The organism is Flavobacterium sp. KH_001 (assembly GCF_057840745.1).
The window spans coordinates 2,179,014-2,194,937 of record NZ_CM174520.1; the positions used below are offsets into that span (position 1 = coordinate 2,179,014).

Here is a 15,924-nt window from a genome sequence, read left to right on the forward strand (position 1 = left end):
CTTTTATAAAGTGTCGTGTGTACACTTTTACGAAATTGTCCCCTTTTATAAATGATTTTTTCCCTGTCTTAATAAGATGCTCTGTACTTAATTTGCAGAGTGCATTTATAAGCTATAACGTTTGAGTAATAATGTTATTTTTTTATTCAGCGTAAGTCAATGCAAACAAACTAACCAATTATCTTAACCAAAAACAATTTAAACATGACCAACATTCCAATTAAAATTGACATCGGAAAACCTTTTCTCATTGTAAAAGAAAGAGCAGACTAATATTCTTTCGATCATTTTGTAACCAACACTTATAGTAATAAACACTAACTTAAACCAACCCAATTTAAAAAGTATGAAAATAATTAAAACCAAATTTTTACTTTTATTACTCTTACTTCCTTTTTGTGTTTTTGCCCAGAACACAATTGGCGGAGTGGTACTGGAAAAAGCTTCCGGACAGCCCATACCGGGAGTAAACATAAAAGTAGTAGGGGCAAACATTAGTGCGTCTACGGACTTTGATGGAAAATTTCAATTATCCGGAGTAAAAGCAAATAGTCAAATTACGTTTTCTTATACCGGTTATTCCAATCAGACTATTTCAGTTACCGGACAAAAAAACATAACGGTTTATCTTGAAGAGGATACTAATTTACTAAAAGAAGTAGTAGTTCAGGTCGGTTACGGAAGCGTAAAAAAGAAAGATGCAACAGGATCTGTTACGGCACTTACGACCAAAGACTTTAATAAAGGAAATAATATTACAACAGAAAATCTGCTTAACGGTAGAGTAGCGGGTTTGACCGTAAATTCAACTGGTGCTCCGGGTTCTAGTTCTCAAATTAGAATTCGAGGAGGAAGTTCGCTTTTTGCAAGTAATGATCCTCTTATTGTTATTGACGGATTACCGCTTGATAATACTACCAATACAGGATCTTCTTCCTTTTTAGCCTCATTAAATCCTGCAACTGTAGAATCTATTACGGTTTTAAAAGATGCATCAGCTTCTGCGATTTATGGTTCCCGAGCTTCAAATGGTGTTATTATTATCACTACTAAAAAAGGAAGCAAAACATTATCTGTAGATTATAATGTTCAATATGCAGCTGGTACATTAACTAAAACGGTTGACGTTTTTAGTGCAGATGAATTTAGAAGCGTTATTGCAGACAGAAGAAGCGATGATCTAAGTAAACTTGGAACTGCAAATACGGATTGGCAAAAAGCAATTTACAGAAATACCGGTACAGTAGACCAAAGTTTAGCCATTAGAGGAAGTTTATTCAATATCATTCCAACGAGTTTAACGCTGGGAAATACAGATCAGCAGGGATTGCGTTTGACGAACACTTTCAAAAGAAACACGGTTGGTTTAGTAATGAATCCGGCTTTTCTTGATAATCATTTAAAATTAAGGCTTTCAGCTAATTATACAGACGAAAAAAACAGATTTACAGATGCTGTTGAAGGAGCTGCTATTGGTTTTGATCCAACACAGCCTATAAAAGTGGATGGTGCACCTTACGGGGGTTATTTTGAATATACTACCGGAATTGATGCCAACGGAAATTATCCATTAGTATCAACTGCAGCAAGAAACCCTGTTTCGCAATTGTTGAATACTAACGACAGAGGAACGAATGACAGAATTTTTGGAAATTTTGAAATTGATTATAAATTTCATTTTTTACCTGCTTTAAGAGCGGTTGTAAATGTTGGTTATGATGAATCGAATGGAGAAAGAACAAGATTGGTTGGTGCTGATGCCGGTTCTGCGCCATCAAACAACAACATTCCATACGGGACAAATGAATATACAGAAGCAACCAGAAAGAATAAATTATTAGATACTTATTTAGTTTATAATAAAACTTTTAATGCATTGAATTTTGAAGCAACTGGTGGTTATTCGTATCAAAAATTTCAAAGTTCAAGATTTGAAACAGGTAATATCCTAAACCCGGATTTGCCATCAACATTTCCTGAAACCACGCTGGATACAGATGTTGTTTTAATAGGATTCTTTGCCAGAACAAATCTAAATTTTAGAGATAAGTATTTATTAACGATGTCTTACAGAAGAGATGGTTCTTCTAGATTTGAAGAGGCGAATCGTTGGGGGAATTTTCCATCAGCAGCATTTGCATGGAAAATCAAAGAAGATTTCTTTAAAGACAGTAAAACATTATCTGACTTAAAATTAAGACTAAGTTGGGGTATAACAGGACAACAGGATATTCCGGAACCAAATGGATACTTGCAAAAATACCAGGTTGGTGGTGGAAATTCTGAATACTACTTCGGCGAAAGCCCGGTTCCGGTTGCACTTCCATCAAAAAGAACAAACAATTTGAAATGGGAGGAAACCACTTCATACAACGCAGGTCTTGATTTTGGTTTCTTAGACAATCGCTTATCTGCCGGACTTGATGTTTATTACAAAGAATCTAAAGATTTATTAGTAAACGCAGCAATATCTGATGGTAGTAATTTTTCTAATCGCGTGTATCAAAACGTAGGTAGCTTTACCACAAAAGGTGTCGAGTTTACGATTAATGCGAATGCCGTTAAAACAGAAAATTTTAATTGGAACATGAACTTTAATATGGCCAAATTCGAAAGAAGAATCAAAAATCTGGTAAACGGAACCGATATCTTTTTAGGAGACAATATTGCAGGAACAGGAACTCCGGGGCAAATTTTCAGAGAAGGTTATACTCCTTATTCTTACTATGTATACAAACAATTATACAACAACGAAGGAAAACCAATTGAAGGCGCTTTTGCAGATTTAAATGGGGATAACATCAAAAACGATTCAGATAAATACATTTATAATAATCCGGATCCTGATTTTACATTAGGATTTGCATCTAACATGAATTATAAAAAATTCGATTTTTCGTTCAATTTAAGAGCAAGTGTTGGTAACCGAATTTTTAATGCCGTAGACGCCAGCAGAGCACAATACGATGCTATGGAAAACGGAGGAGTTTTAAGTAATATTCCATCTCAGGTAACAGAAACTAATTTTCAGACTACCTCAAATGTTGTATTGTCAGATCTTTATATAGAGAATGCTTCTTTCTTAAAAATGGACAATATTACATTAGGATACACTTTAAACAACTGGGTAAACAGCAAAGCTTCATTAAGAGTATCAACTGGAGTTCAGAACGTTTTTGTAATTACAAAATACAGTGGTTTAGACCCTGAAATTACAAATAACGGTGTAGACAAAACGATTTATCCAAGACAACGATCAATCTTATTTGGTCTTAATCTTAAATTTTAATAGCGAAAAGATGAAAAAATATATTTTAATAACAATTTTAGCATTGACTACCGTTTTTCATTCTTGTACTGATGACTTAAACGTAGTCTCTGAAGATGACGACGTTCTCTCTTCTGATGTTTTATTTTCTACACCTGAAGGATACAAAAAAGCATTTGCAGGAGTATACGGAAATCTAACTTTAACGGGAGTATTGGGGCCTGATAATTCATCGCTTGAAGGTGTAGATGCAGGAACAAGCCAGTTTACAAGATGTTTATTGTACTTGCAAGAATTAACTACGGACGAATTGGTTTGGAGTTATGAAAATGACGGAGGAACAGCAGAATTACAACGTAACATCTGGACAGCCGCAAATCCTGTTATTTTAGGAATGTTTAGCAGAACCATGGTTTCTGTTTCGTATGCAAACGAGTTTTTACGTCAGAGTACGCCGGAAAAGTTAAGTTCAAGAGGAATTACTAATGCTGCGACGTTGGCCGATATAGCACTTTACCGCCAGGAAGTTCGTGTTTTAAGAGCGTATGCGTATTATAACATGATGGATTTATTTGGAAAAGCACCAATGTATACTGAAAATGATCCAATAAATTTTACAGGACCTGAGTTTAACAGAAAACAATTATTTGATTTTGTTGAAACGGAACTTAAAGCTGTTTTACCCGATTTAAAAGCAGCGAGAACAAATGAATACGGAAGATTAGATCAATCTATGGCACGTATGATTTTGGCAAAAATGTATTTGAATGCTGAGGTTTACATTCAGGCGGATCGTTTTGATGATTGTATTACAATGTGTAATGAAGTTATTGCAGGCGGTTATACTTTAAAATCAAAATACCTGGACAACTTTAAAGCAGATAACAATACTTCTGCAGAAATTATTTTCGGAATCCAGTCAGATGGAGCAGTTTCTCAAAACTGGGGAGCAACAACTGTTTTAACAAACGGGCAAATTGGGGCATGGGAAAATAATGGTGCCGACTTTGGAATTGGTGGCTGGACAGGAGCACTTAGAATCAGAAAAGAATTTGCTCAAAAATTTGACGGAACAAAATTCAGTCAGGATACCAGAAATACAATAGGAAAAGGCGTTCAGGGTGATCCCGGAAAACAAAGATCTATTGATATTGAAGATATTGGTGTAAAAACACAAGGCTATATTTTATCTAAATTTTCTAATAAAACGTCTACAGGAGTGAACGGAATAAGTTCTACTTATGCTGATACTGATTTTCCATTATTCAGATTAGCCGATGTGTATTTAATGTATGCAGAAGCGACTTTAAGAGGCGGAAACGGAACAACTACTCAGGCATTAAATTATGTAAATGCTTTAAGACAAAGAGCTAATAGTAATTCGACTGTTGGAAACATTGCGCAAAGCGAATTAACGCTTGATTTTTTAATTGATGAAAGAGCGCGCGAATTACACTGGGAAGCACACCGAAGACAGGATTTAATTCGTTTTGGAAAATATACCGGAGGATCTTACAATTGGGCGTGGAAAGGAAATTCTTCAAAAGGAATTTCTATTCCTTCTTACATGAGTGTTTTCCCTATTCCGGAAGGATCATTGGGAGCCAATAGAAATTTGACTCAAAACACGGGTTACTAAAACTTTTTTTTAAAACATAAACGATACAAAAAATGAAACACATATATAAAATTTTTATAGCTATTGCTTTAGTTACAGGACTTTGGTCTTGTGAAAACGAAACAGATTTGATGATCTTAGAGCCTCAGGAAGCGGCTTTTGCAATCATTACACCTGATAATGGTTCTTCGACTATTTTAAATAAAGACACACCAAACAACACTGCCCTGACTTTTACCTGGGAAAAAGTGAGTTACGGAACACCAACAATCGTTACCTATACCGTACAGTTTGCAGCCAGTAATACAGAGTTTGCAGCGCCGATAGATATTACAACTTCTACAAGTACACATGCGTCTATTTCAGTGGCTGAGCTTAATGCAAAAGCACTTGAATTGGGACTTACGCCTGATGTTGAAGGAACAATCGATGTTAGAATTAAATCAACGGTTGGAACAACACTTTCAGAGCCAAAACTTTCTACACCAATTACGATTGCATTGACTCCTTACAGAGGTGTATTCCCTAAAATTGATTTGTTTTTAGTAGGACCTGGTACTGCTGCAGGATGGAGTGTAACGAGCAATAACATGCCAATTTACAGAGATACAAAAGAAAACGCAAAGTTCTATTATACAGGATTCTTTAATAAAGACGGTTTCAAATTAATTGAACAAATTGGTTTCTGGGCTCCGGCTTACGGAACAAATGGTGCCAAAGTACAATACAGAGCAACTGAAAGTGATCCTGATCCGGGTGTTTTCCCAACGACAGCTTCAGGTTATTATAGTTTTGAAATTAATCTTGAAGAACTTACTTATAAAATAGAGCCTTATACAGGACCAATGACAACGTACGCAACAATTACCATGACGGGATCTGTATTAACAGGCGATGATACGGGTTGGGATACAGAAGTTCCTTTAGTGAAATCTGATTTTGATGCCCATATCTGGAAAGTTACTCAAACTTTAAAAGCAGGAAAAATGAAATTCAAAGCCAACAATAGCTGGGATGTTAGTTGGGGTGATAATGGCGGAGATATTATTGTTGAAGCTGGAAAGTATGAAATCTGGTTCAATGATATAGATGGACGTTATATGTTTATACCAACTCCATAAATTGAATTAAAAAAAGAAGAGAAGCCTCAGCTTATTTTGAGGCTTCTTCTAAATTCAAAATTTCAATTACTATAACTCCTATCATGAAAAAATATATAAAAATTCTTGGGTTACTTGCGATAACGGCAATTCAGTTTTCATGCTCCAGTAATGATGCTGCAGACACAGAAGCGGTCAACCCACCAGATGCAAGTGATACTTTTATCAGGGCATCAGATGTTTCTTTTCTTCCTCAAATGGAATCGTTGGGAACTAAATTTTACAGCAATGGCAAAGCCGAACCAATGCTTACCACACTAAAAAATGCAGGTTGTAATACGGTCCGAATTCGTTTATGGAAAAATCCTGTAAACGGCCGTTCTGGTTTAAACGAAGTAAAACAATTGGCTCAAAAAGCAAGACAGGCCGGTTTAAGAGTCTGGCTAACTGTTCACTATTCGGATAATTGGGCAGATCCGGGAGTTCAGACTACTCCTGAAGAATGGAAAAATTTATCTTTTGCCGATTTAAAAACGGCAGTTTCGGATTATACCGCTACGATAATTACAGAAATCAAGCCGGATATTATTCAAATTGGTAATGAAATCAATAGTGGATTATTATGGCCACAAGGAAATTTAATCAGCAACGAACAACAATGTATCGCTTTATTAAGTGCTGCAAGTGCAACAGTTCGCAGTAAAGCACCAAACACAAAAATAATGATTCATTACGCAGGCGTAGAAGGTGGTGCTACAGATTGGTTTTTTAATAAAATGAAAAGTGTTGATTACGATTATATTGGACTATCATACTATCCTGTTTGGCACGGTAAAGACTTGACAGTAGTAAAAAATACCATTGATGCTTTAGGAAAGAAATTCAGTAAAAAAGTCCTGATTGCAGAAACCGCTTATCCTTTTACTCTGTTGTACAATGATCAAACTAATAATATTGTAGGAACAAACGATCAGCTGGTACCCGGCTATCCGGCAACGCCAACAGGACAAAGAACTTTTGTTATGGATATTAAAAACATCGTAAAAACATCAGAATTTGGACAAGGATTTGCGTACTGGGGCGGAGAATGGGTTGCTTTTAAAGGACCACAATCGGCAAGTGGTTCTACCTTTGAAAATCAGGCATTGTATAGTTTTGATAATAATGCCTTATCCGTAATGCAAGCTTTCAGTAAAGACTAAAACATGAAAAAATCACTTCAAATTGTATCTTTTTTGATGTTAATTGTATTTGGATTTACTTCTTGTAAATCAAAAATGATTAGCGAAAAAAACTCCTTTTCAAAAGGAGCAGATGTAGGCTGGCTGCCACAAATGGAAGCAACAGGCTATAAATTTTATGATACAGACGGCTCTGAAAAAGACTGTCTGCAATTATTAAAAGACCGCGGAATAAACACCATTCGTTTGCGCGTTTGGGTTAACCCGAATGATGATAAAGCCAGCGGACACTGCAGCCCTGAAGAAACGGTGATCATGGCGGTTCGCGCTCAAAAAATGGGAATGCGTATCATGATCGATTTTCATTACAGCGATTCCTGGGCAGATCCCGGCAAACAAAACAAACCTGCAGCATGGGCAAAACATTCTTTTCCGGAATTGTTAACCGATGTATATCAACATACCTACGATGTTCTAAAACTGTTGAAGAAAGCAGGAGTCACTCCCGAATGGGTTCAGGTTGGAAATGAAATTCCAAGCGGCATGCTTTGGCCGGAAGGACATACAGACAATTTCAATCAATTGGCACAATTACTTAATAAAGGATACAAAGCAACAAAAGCCATCGACTCAAAAATAAAAGTAATTGTTCATTTAGACGAAGGAAATAAAAGTGAGAAATTCAGATGGTTTTTTGATAAAGCCACTGAAAATAAGGTCAAATATGATGTAATCGGATTATCGTATTATCCGTACTGGATCAAAACCGATTATCAAAGCACCATTTTAGATTTAGAAAATAATCTAAAAGACATGGCCTCCCGCTACAACAAAGAAGTTATGGTAGTCGAAGTAGGTGGTGATTATACATTAGAACAAAACACCAAAGAAATGCTTGAAGCCACAATAAAAGCCGTAAAAAGTGTACCTGATAACAAAGGTTTAGGCGTTATTTATTGGGAACCACAAGGCGAAAAAAGCTGGAGCGGTTATCAATTAAACGCCTGGCTTCCTGACGGAAAACCATCACCGGCATTGGATGCTTTCAAAAATTAAATAAACAATTAAATTTTACCATAAGAAACTAAGTTAACCTATTAGGTGTAATTATTTTTAACACATAGAAACATAGCATATTGGACTCAAAAAAGGCGTTTCACTTGCATTAACACACATAGCTATGTGTGAGAAACGAGTTTCTTTTTGATTTACTTTTTTCAAAATCATAAAATCTATGTTTCTATGTGTTTAATTAAATTTTTATACATTACATCCAACGGGTTAGGGGATTTAATCTTTAAAAACGTAGTTTCTTGATAGTAAGAGAACAAAAAGAAAAATGAAATTAATTTTTAAATCAATAGTATTCTTATTTCTGTTAATTTTTTCATCTGGAAAAATGAGGTCACAATCCACCACCGTTATTTTAAAAGATAACTGGCGTTTTTCTAAAGAAGTGAAAGAAGAAGCATCTGCAGTAAATTTCAATACTTCCAAATGGGAAAAAGTAAGTGTACCTCACGATTGGGCCATTTACGGACCTTTTGATAAAGAGTGGGACAAACAAGTTTCGGCAATTGAACAAAACGGAGAAAAAGTTCCTACCGAAAAAACCGGTCGTACCGGTGCGCTGCCACATATTGGTACAGGCTGGTATCGCAACACCTTTTCTATTCCCGAGTTTAAAAAAGGAAAAAAAGCACTCCTTATTTTTGAAGGTGCCATGAGCGAACCTCAGGTTTTTTTAAACGGAAAAAAAATAGGAAACTGGGGTTACGGATACAGCTATTTTTACATTGATATTACCAATGATCTCCTTGCTGGTGCAGAAAATGTATTAGCTGTAAAACTAACCAATATGCCATTTTCTTCAAGATGGTATCCCGGAGCAGGTTTATACAGAAAAGTGAGTATTGTGATAAAAGAAGAAGAAAACTTTGTACAATGGGGAACCTTTATTACAACTCCGGAAATCAAAGAAAATACCGCTGTTGTTGCTCTTAAAGCTGAGGTTAACGGTAGTAATGTGTCAATGATAACCCAAATAAAAGATGCAGATAATAATGTAGTCGCAACACAGAAAAATACAGAAATAAAAGAGGGAAAATTTCATCAAAGTATTGCTGTTGCCAAACCTCATTTATGGAGTCCTGAAACGCCATATTTGTATACAGCTGTAACCAAATTATATGCAGCTGACGGAACTTTAAAAGACGAACAAAGTATAAAATTTGGAATTAGATCAATCAAATACGAACCTAATAAAGGATTTAGCCTTAACGGAAAAGTGACGAAATTTAAAGGCGTTTGTCTTCATCATGATCTTGGACCTCTTGGTGCTGCTATAAACAAAGCGGCGCTTCGAAGACAGCTCACCATTCTAAAAGACATGGGATGTAATGCAATCAGAAGTTCTCATAATATGCCCTCTTTTGAGCAGCTTGAATTGGCCGACGAAATGGGATTTATGTTTCTGGCTGAAAGTTTTGATGAATGGGCAAAGCCAAAAGTACAAAACGGTTACCATCGCTTTTTTGAAGAATATGCAGAAAAAGATATTGTAAATTTAGTAAGAGCCACACGAAATCATCCTTGTATTGTTATGTGGAGCTCAGGAAACGAAGTTCCGGATCAATATGGAGCTGAAGGTCTGACCAGAGCTAAATTTTTACAGGATGTTTTTCATAGAGAAGATCCTACGCGTCCGGTAACTGTCGGAATGGATCAGGTAAAACAAACTATGGCATCAGGTTTTGGATCTTTATTAGATGTACCGGGGTTGAATTACAGAGTGCATCTTTATGAAGAAGCTTATAAATCATTTCCACAAGGATTTATTTTGGGTTCAGAAACAGCTTCAACAGTGAGTTCAAGAGGAATTTATAAATTCCCTGTTGTTCAGCAAAAAGAAAAGCAATATGATGATTTTCAAAGTTCATCTTATGATCTCGAAGCGTGCAGTTGGTCGAATGTTCCTGACGAAGATTTTGTGCTTCAGGATGACAAACCATGGGTTATTGGAGAATTTGTCTGGACTGGTTTTGATTACTTAGGAGAGCCAACACCTTATGATGAAAAATGGCCGTCAAGAAGTTCTTATTTTGGAATTTCAGATTTAGCAGGACTTCCCAAAGACCGTTTTTATCTTTATAGAAGCAGATGGAATAAGGAGGATAAAACGCTTCATATATTACCACATTGGAACTGGAAAGGAAGAGAAGGAGAGGTTACGCCCATTTTCGTTTACACGAATTATGACAGTGCAGAACTTTTCGTCAACGGAAAAAGTATGGGCGTGCAGAAAAAAAACAATTCTACTCCACAAAACCGCTATCGCCTGATGTGGATGGATGTTAAATATGAGCCAGGAACAGTAAAAGTGGTAGCATTTGATTCAAATGGAAAAATAGCTGCCGAAAGTGAAGTTAAAACGGCTGGAGATCCGTATAAAATTGTTCTCGAAGCAGATCGAAAAGTTATCAAAGCCGATGGCGAGGATATCTCTTTTGTAACGGTTTCAGTTGTAGATAAAAATGGAATTCCATGTCCAACAGCAGTAAATGAATTGCAATTTAAAGTAACCGGCGCAGCAACGTACAGAGCTGCATGTAATGGCGATGCAACTTCGTTAGAAATATTTCATGAAAACAAAATGAAGCTTTTCAGCGGAAAACTTGTGGTCTTGGTTAAAGCAGTCAAAACTGCAGGAGCCATCCAATTGGAAGTAACTGGTAAAGGTCTTCAGAAGGGTAAAATAGATTTGAAGTCGGAGTTATAATAACTGGATTGCTGTTAAATTGAAACAGTATTTTATGAAGAAATGCCCAAATGTTTAAAAGACTTTTGGGCATTTCTTTGTTTTAAAAATTGTAAATCTGATAAAAGTCTTCTGACTTTTTGTGTTACTTCATAATTATTGTCTTTTTATATTTTGGAAACAACATTCTAAGAAAATTAGTTTAAAAGTCGGAGACTTTATGAGGTTCGGGTTTTTCAATTATATTTGCTAAAATGACGCAAAGTCATAGAATGCGGTGCGAATAAGGAATATTTTGTATAGCGAGGAATGCAATATTTAACTGAATTTTGATATGAATAAGACTTTGAAAATAATAATAGCAACTATAATACTAGTAGTAATTAGCTATTTATCTTATTTTTTTTACGTTACTATGAGATACAGTCATTCTCCAGATTCGGAGACCTATAAAGAATATATGTGGGTTTTTAAAGATTCTGCTAAAACAAATATTGATACTAATTTCTGTTATAGTTATGTAAAAAAAAGGGATGTTTATAATAATTTTGCATATGAAGACATTTATAATATAATTATATGGGAGTTTAAGGACTTGGGTAATGCAGAATTGAAAAAAGCAACCATTAATCAAAATGTCAATCTTGAAGATGTGAAGTTTGATTCAGGAGAAATATTAAATAAGGGCAGCGACTTAGAATTTACGATTAACTATGGTTTTGTTTTTAATTCTGCCATAAATGTAAGCTTAGATGAATCTTCAAAAATAGAGAGAACCTTTAAGGGTGCTAATTATAAAGGGTTTTATGGTTCAATAAATCAAATGTCTCTCAGCAATGAAAAAGGAGAACATCAAATACTTTCAGATTTTACTAAGGGACCAACCCCAACAGTATTTTTATTTTATAAGGGGCGTGAAAGTTTTTATATAATTATAATTAATTCAAAGAATCCATTTGATGAGGATATAATTAAAATATTAAATTTGGAGTAGTTTTTCCGCTCTCTGAAGTGTTCTCGCTCGTGCTGTGGCAAATGTCTCTAACTTTGCGCATTTTTTTGTTTCTAAGAAATTCTAAACCTGATGAAGGTCTTCTCATTTTTAGGAATAGTTCCTAGTATTAATTTGTGGCAAAGAAGTGAAAAAGTAAGATTTTTTTATCGTAAGCAGTACTTTGTTTCTCAAATTATACATAAGAAGCTATTAAATTATACTCAAATGAATGCATAGTCGAGGAATTTTGTACGAATTAAAATTTTTAATAATTATTGCGTTTTATTGAAATTTTTCAGAGAATTTCAGGAGGCATTTTTGTAGTACTAATTTGTTTTAGTACTAGCTTTTTGCTTAAAAATACGCTTTGAATATATCTCTGTAAAAATACGCTTTTTTGTTTTTTTTGTCTTATTTTTATGTTTTTTGTTGGTTAAAAATATAAAAAATGCAATTTTTTATATTTTATGTATAAATTTTCTTATATTTGAAAATACCTAATTTAAAAAAATAACAAATGAAAAAAACAGCTTTAATTATCGCATTATTTGCTTTTGGAATTTCTTTTGGTAAAACACCTAACAGTGAACCTTTGCCAAAAGCATCGTTATTTTCCTTTTCGAAGGACAGTCAATATGTTGTGACCTTTGCTTTTGCATTGTATGATAAAGGAGGTAGTGATACTTGTAATCTGGGTGTAAACCTTGGAAGAAATTTATATACAGATTCTTCTTTTATTTCAGAAGGAACACAATTGTATACCGATTCATCTCTTTCATCAAAATGGACAGGGGCTACGTCAACTTATTATAAGTTAGTTGCGGGGACATCAATAACAGTTGTTTCAGTTAATTCGTCAGGGTTAGTTACCTATATTGCTTGTTTTAACTAAAAAGTAGTGCAATATTTCAAGATAAGTTTTGTCATATGATATAATGTAATACCTGCTTGAAAAGAATATTTATTAAAAGAAATTAAATAAAATAGAGGCGAGCGACAGCTCGCCTCTATTCATTTCTAGCATATTGAAAATTATCATGCTTCTTCACAAATCTTTTCATTTGGCTTGTATGTTGAAAGGTAAAAAATCCCGATCTCTGAAATATTCCTCATGAAAAATACGAACATAATTTTCCGCATTTTTTGTTTCTAAGAAATTCTAAATTTGATAAATGGCTCACGATTTTTTACGAGTAGTTCTTATCATTAATTTGATTTTTTTTTAATTGTAGGAACTGGATCTAAGAAATTTAGTTTAAAAGCCAGAGACTTTATAAGGTTTCTATTTTTAATTTATATTTGTTTAAAATGGAGAAAAGTCGGTCCCGAAGGCTTTCAGAATTGCGAAGCGTTATCGAGGAACATTTCAGGGAGTAGGGGATCAGGTTTTATCACACATATCGATAAGTTAGAGGTCATTGTAAACTAACTTGAAACAAACAACACATCATTTAGTTGACTATGGAAAAAATTAAGGAAAGGGTTAAGAAATATTCGGTTTTGATATGTTTGGTCATTTCCGTGATTTTGCTGGTAATAGCAGCCTTACTTTATCCAGGCGGCTCATTGCTTGATAAAAATTCTGTGGGCTTTGACTGGTCAAAAAATTTCGTAAGTAATTTGTTTGCAGCAAAAGCGATAAACGGTTCAGAAAACCCGGGCAGGATTTGGGCAATTATCGGAATGGCATTCCATTCGGTTGGTTATGGAATTTTTTTCATCAATATGTCAAAAAAAATACCTTTGAGACAGTGGGCTAAAGTTTTAAAATTTATAGGCATCGCTAATCTATTATTTATTTTCTTAATTGCAACTCCCTTGCATGACCTCGGAACAATATCAATCATTTTAACATTGCTTGGTTTATTTATTATTACCATATTTATCCTAAAGTCAAAACGTCATTTTCTTAAATTCTGCTGTATTATCTGTCTATTGACTTTTTACTGTTTCTTTTCCCTTTTTGGTTTTGGTTATTTAGGTTTAGCAATTATAATGCAGAAAGTATATAATGCAAGTTCGCTGCTCTTAGTATTAGGGTTGGAATATTTTACCAATTATGAGGACTTTATACAAGTTAAATCGGGAGAGCAAAGAGATGAAGATCAAAATCATACTACTTTACCTAAAGAGATTAAATAGTAACTTCTGAAAGAAATTAATTTATGCCAGGTCTTAAATACAAAAATGTTCAATTCTCTTATTCTATTTTAATAATCTTTATAATTACTTTTTTACTAGTAATTTATCCTTTTACGGACAAAACGAATCTGTACTTTCCTACTTTATTTTTGATTATCATTTTTATCATTTTTCACAAACTGACCATCAAGTTGAATGAAAGTAAAATTTCAGCTTATTTTGGATTTGGTTTTTTTAAAAAAGAAATGCCTATCAGAGATATTGATATTGCAAGTATTCAAATGATAAAAGTTAACTGGTTAACAGGTTTAGGAATTAGAATTACAAACCACGGATGGTTATACAATGTGAATTTTGGAAATGCCATACTTTTAAAATCAAAAGATAAGACAAAGACTTTTTTTGTCGGTACAGCCGATTTCGAAAATCTAAAGCGAGTTTTAATAGAAGAGATTCATAAGGAAGAAATGCATTGTTGAGTATTTTTTTAGCTTGTAATTGAGAATAAAAAATATTTTTTTCAGCTAGATTAAAAAAGAAACTTCTTTAAGTATCTGTTTTTATCATTAAAATGCACAGCGTGAATTAAGAACACTTCGGAGAGCAGGGCGAGGGGCCAATTAATTAAATCATTTATGATGATATATAAAAGAAAAATAATCTGGGTTCTATGTTTAATTCCGGTACTTATCTATTTTTTTTGTCCAAAAAAACAATTTGAGGGAGTACTAACCAATGAGGTTTATTTGTGTCCAAACAATAAAGAAGTACTGTATGTGTACGAAAAAGATGGTGATTCAAAAATATACACTTTTAAAATTGGAGATATAATTTCGAAAATATTGATAATTAATGACGGCTATAATTTATCTGAACCAAGTTTTTCTCCTGATGGAAAAAAAATAATTTATCGAGCATGGAAAAATGTTGATCCTGTTATTCATTTGTTTGTTTGTAATTCTGATGGCACTAATTCAAAGGAGATCTATAAAGACAATTTATTATTTGGAGCAAAATTCTCAGAATATGATACGAATCAGATCACTTTTATAAAAGCAAAGGAATATTCAAATCATTCCCCAATAGCAACCCAACATCCTAACGGAATGGATTTGTATAGCTATAATGTGAAGAATAAAACACTGAAAAAACTTACTGAGAGTAGTTATTATGCTATTAATTCATATGATTTTACAGATCGTAATACATTTATTGTGAATTGTGACCTGACTGGTATTTTTAAATATACCGTAGGGAACTTAAAAAAAGAAGAATTAAATATAAAAGGTAAGATTGATTCTGCGTTGGTAGATCAGATTTACAGCAGTCCGGTGAGCTATTCTAAAGTAGATCAAAAATATCTACTAGCCTCTAATTTTGAGGTTTACTTATGGGATGGAAAAGATTCTAAGCCCGTTTCCATTTTTACCTCGGAACCAGGAGTTCAAATTAAAACTACTTCATTTTTTAAAAATGAAAAGAAAATTTTTGTATCCGATAATATCGAGAATATTACAATTATAGATTATCAGGGTAAGATTTTAAGCAAATTTAAAATTCGATTACCTAATTTTAAATAGTTATTTTATAAGTTATAATAAAGAAATTAGCATAATGCTGAGCTGCTTTTCCCCCGCTAGCACGAGCGTTCCGTTCGGGAGCGCAATCAAAATCAATAAAGCAAAAGCCATTCTGTTACGGGATGGCTTTGCTTTTTTAAATCTTTTTTTACTAGCCGATGTCTAGTTTCGGAAGTATTGTAATAAAAAAAAGCTCCAGATTTCTCTGAAGCTTTTTGTCTTAGTAGCCCTAACGGGACAATTTTCGAACCATTTTATAGATGATTTGAAAATTGTAACTATAT

General features: G+C 34.0%; 11 protein-coding genes. All 11 read left to right on the top strand.

Features of this window, described 5'->3' with window-relative positions:
- Window positions 1-346 precede the first annotated feature (346 nt).
- The 11 genes from AC3ITQ_RS09510 (at window position 347) to AC3ITQ_RS09560 (ending at window position 15,640) form a co-directional block, all read left to right on the top strand.
- A complete protein-coding gene (locus AC3ITQ_RS09510; protein WP_489238345.1) occupies window positions 347-3,289 on the top strand; it encodes a SusC/RagA family TonB-linked outer membrane protein in 2,943 nt (980 codons plus the stop codon).
- A 10-nt stretch (window positions 3,290-3,299) separates the two neighbouring features.
- Window positions 3,300-4,907: a RagB/SusD family nutrient uptake outer membrane protein gene (locus tag AC3ITQ_RS09515; RefSeq protein ID WP_489238347.1), complete on the top strand. Its 1,608-nt coding sequence runs from the start codon at window positions 3,300-3,302 to the stop codon at window positions 4,905-4,907.
- A gap of 32 nt (window positions 4,908-4,939) precedes the next feature.
- A complete protein-coding gene (locus AC3ITQ_RS09520; protein ID WP_194658303.1) occupies window positions 4,940-6,007 on the top strand; it encodes a SusE domain-containing protein in 1,068 nt (355 codons plus the stop codon).
- A gap of 83 nt (window positions 6,008-6,090) precedes the next feature.
- Complete coding sequence (locus tag AC3ITQ_RS09525; protein ID WP_489238349.1) at window positions 6,091-7,188, top strand: glycoside hydrolase family 53 protein; 1,098 nt, start codon at window positions 6,091-6,093, stop codon at window positions 7,186-7,188.
- A gap of 3 nt (window positions 7,189-7,191) precedes the next feature.
- Entirely contained in the window at window positions 7,192-8,223 is a 1,032-nt protein-coding gene (locus AC3ITQ_RS09530) for a glycoside hydrolase family 53 protein (protein ID WP_489238351.1), read from the top strand.
- A 283-nt stretch (window positions 8,224-8,506) separates the two neighbouring features.
- The gene (locus AC3ITQ_RS09535; RefSeq protein ID WP_489238353.1) at window positions 8,507-10,945 is read left to right on the top strand and encodes a DUF4982 domain-containing protein; all 2,439 of its coding nucleotides are present in this window, start codon (window positions 8,507-8,509) and stop codon (window positions 10,943-10,945) included.
- A gap of 313 nt (window positions 10,946-11,258) precedes the next feature.
- Complete coding sequence (locus AC3ITQ_RS09540; RefSeq protein ID WP_489238355.1) at window positions 11,259-11,918, top strand: hypothetical protein; 660 nt, start codon at window positions 11,259-11,261, stop codon at window positions 11,916-11,918.
- A 517-nt stretch (window positions 11,919-12,435) separates the two neighbouring features.
- Entirely contained in the window at window positions 12,436-12,810 is a 375-nt protein-coding gene (locus AC3ITQ_RS09545) for a hypothetical protein (protein WP_489238357.1), read from the top strand.
- A gap of 569 nt (window positions 12,811-13,379) precedes the next feature.
- A complete protein-coding gene (locus AC3ITQ_RS09550; RefSeq protein ID WP_489238359.1) occupies window positions 13,380-14,060 on the top strand; it encodes a hypothetical protein in 681 nt (226 codons plus the stop codon).
- 23 nt (window positions 14,061-14,083) lie between these two features.
- Window positions 14,084-14,539, top strand: a complete 456-nt coding sequence (locus AC3ITQ_RS09555) for a hypothetical protein (protein ID WP_489238361.1) — start codon at window positions 14,084-14,086, stop codon at window positions 14,537-14,539.
- Between the two features lie 156 nt (window positions 14,540-14,695).
- Entirely contained in the window at window positions 14,696-15,640 is a 945-nt protein-coding gene (locus AC3ITQ_RS09560) for a TolB family protein (RefSeq protein WP_489238363.1), read from the top strand.
- The last annotated feature ends 284 nt before the right edge of the window (window positions 15,641-15,924 follow it).